We start from the raw sequence: 2416 nt of genomic DNA, 5'->3' as shown, positions 1-2416 counted from the left end.
GAATTCCAGTGTGTAATTGGGCTTGCCCATAAATTGCACCTTACTCAGTTAGTGTCCAACTTTTGGGGTGCAGTTCAGACTGGGCGAGGGTTTACGGGGCAAATGCTAAACAGTGTTGCCAGACAGCTCAACGAGAGGCCGAGAAAAACGTTAGACTATGAATCACCCGCAGAGCGGTTCAATCAGTGTGTTGCATCCATCGGTTGAACTCACAGCACTAAGCGGACAGCACATCCCTCGGTTTAAATCTAAATCTGAAAATGAACTGTTTTCCAGCTTTACAGGATACTTCAACATTTGCCTAGAAGAGCAGCGTCTGCTGCTCATGAGGATCGGCAAGTATTTAATCCATCGCCATTATAATCTGTCAACACAACGGGAATGCTTCTCAAGAATTCATTTCAATAAATAATACCGGATCACTTCATAGCAGAGTTGCATAAACCTCATTTTGTTCATAGTATGTGTTTGTTCATGATTCGTGAACAATATTAAGGCGTGAACAAATGAGGCCTCAACGACTTATCACAAAAGTTGCCGACACGATGCCCCCTGGCATCTTGTTAGAATATGAGCTTGCTCAGGAAGACGATGACACTGATGGAAGAGTCGCGCTGACCACCGCGGGAGGGGGGAGAAAAAACTTTACTCTTGAAATAAAAACAGTACATCGAATTGAGACTCTCGCCGGCATTGAAAGGCGCACTAACCAATCAGTGAATGGTCTGCCGGTGCTGCTCATTTGCAATCGACTTTCTCCGCCGTTGGCGGACTACTGTATGCAAAACCGCATTAACTTTATCGACAGTGCCGGAAATGCGCACATTGATGTGCCGGGACTTTGCATCATTATTCAGGGAAAGCAGGAAGAAAAAACAAATGTTGCAGTCGGTGGGATATTCCCTGAAGGCGTGATGAAACTACTGTTTGTATTGCTTTCTGAACCTGATGCGCTCAACAAAACGTACCGTCAGTTGGCAGAACTCTCGGGTATTTCACTGGGAATGGTTAGTAAAGCCTTTGATATTCTTGAACAGAGGCGACATTATCGAAAGGCGAAAACCGGTAGACGCCTGTTAGATACTGACGGACTTAGTGCTATGTGGATTAATGATTACGCCCGTTCTTTAAAACCGCGGCTTGATCTGCTGACTTTAGAAGCCCCTAGTTCCTGGGAGCATCTGCCTCTTGAAACTGGAGAGTATGCGAGCGGTGAGCTTGCCGCTGCCTCATTAAGCGGCGGCTATCTGGTACCTGTGACGGGTATAATCTATACGCCCTATTCATTAGTGGAGCGTCGAAACAGGCTGGCTTTAAGACCAGCACGGGAACCAGGTTTGCAAATTATTGCGAGTTTCTGGGGTTCACTTACTCTCAATTCACGAGCTAAAGCCATGCTTTGCCTTGGGGATTTGCTGGATGGTGGCGACGACAGAAGTCGTGAAGTCGCAAGGATCATCAATGACAAATATCTTAACCTTAAAGATTCCGCTCTCTTCAGTTACTGAGAGCTTGCTGTTACAGATAAACCAAATCTGCAGCGCTCAGGGTATCCCTTACTTTATTGCGGGTGCGACTGCGCGTGAAATCCTGATACATCATGTGTATGGAAGAGCGGTCGGCCGGCGGACTCGTGATATTGATTTTGCGGTATTTGTTCAGGAATGGCAGCTGTTTGACAACCTGAAGCAGGCATTAACTGCGGCTGGCGCAAAAACTATAAAAGGGAATGCCCACCGATTAGTGTTGGAGGGTATTGAACTGGACATCATTCCTTTTGGCGGCGTTGCCGAAGCAAATAAAGTTGCCTGGCCACCGGATCGCGAGGTTGTGATGGCTGTTGATGGCTTTGAGGAAGCCTTCGGGCATACAGTATCGATAACAATGCAAGCTGGGGAACAAATCCCTTTCTGCTCCCTGCCTGGTCTCGCGTTGCTCAAACTTTTCGCCTGGCGGGATCGTGGAATGGCAAATGGAAAAGATGCGGTAGACCTGTATAAAATTATCAGTGAGTACGGGCAGATTGAGAATGAGCGTGTGTATGAAAATCCCACTGAGTATGACAAGCGTGACTGGGATGTTGATCGTATGGGGGCATTTCTTCTGGGAAACGATATCGCAATGATCAGTAGTCGTGATTCTTTGGACGAACTTTTTAGACTTGAATCAGAAGCACTTACTGATGCAATTGTCCGTCAGACCATGACTGTTAGTGCTGAAGCCATAGAGCAGAATCTTTTGGATTTTTGGGCCGGACTTCATAGTAAATAACCAAGCTTTGCAGATGTTGAGCCTGAAAAGTTAAAAAATTCTGGCCAGAGTTGCGTCATAACTACATATGATCCTACCCACATAATGTGGACACGGCCCTAAGCGAGGTTCTGGTTTTCAAACTGTTGCGGGCTGAGGCCACCAC

At 46.6% G+C, this 2416-nt stretch carries 2 protein-coding genes; both read left to right on the top strand.

Annotation, left to right across the window (positions count from 1 at the left end; genetic code table 11):
- The first annotated feature begins 506 nt into the window (after positions 1 to 506).
- Complete coding sequence (locus D5398_RS25220) at positions 507 to 1508, top strand: type IV toxin-antitoxin system AbiEi family antitoxin (protein WP_120510025.1); 1002 nt, start codon at positions 507 to 509, stop codon at positions 1506 to 1508.
- The gene (locus D5398_RS25215) at positions 1462 to 2271 is read left to right on the top strand and encodes a nucleotidyl transferase AbiEii/AbiGii toxin family protein (protein ID WP_120510024.1); all 810 of its coding nucleotides are present in this window, start codon (positions 1462 to 1464) and stop codon (positions 2269 to 2271) included. The genes D5398_RS25220 and D5398_RS25215 overlap by 47 nt, the downstream gene beginning before the upstream one ends.
- Positions 2272 to 2416: the final 145 nt, after the last annotated feature.

This window comes from Rahnella bruchi (assembly GCF_003614975.1).
Taxonomy (GTDB): domain Bacteria; phylum Pseudomonadota; class Gammaproteobacteria; order Enterobacterales; family Enterobacteriaceae; genus Rahnella; species Rahnella bruchi.
This window is presented reverse-complemented; position numbering and strand designations above follow the sequence as displayed.

Excerpts from the sequence above, each read along its gene's own strand:
- D5398_RS25220 (WP_120510025.1), top strand. The coding sequence starts at position 507 with ATGAGGCCTCAACGACTTATCACAAAAGTTGCCGACACGATGCCCCCT.
- D5398_RS25215 (WP_120510024.1), top strand. The coding sequence starts at position 1,462 with ATGACAAATATCTTAACCTTAAAGATTCCGCTCTCTTCAGTTACTGAG.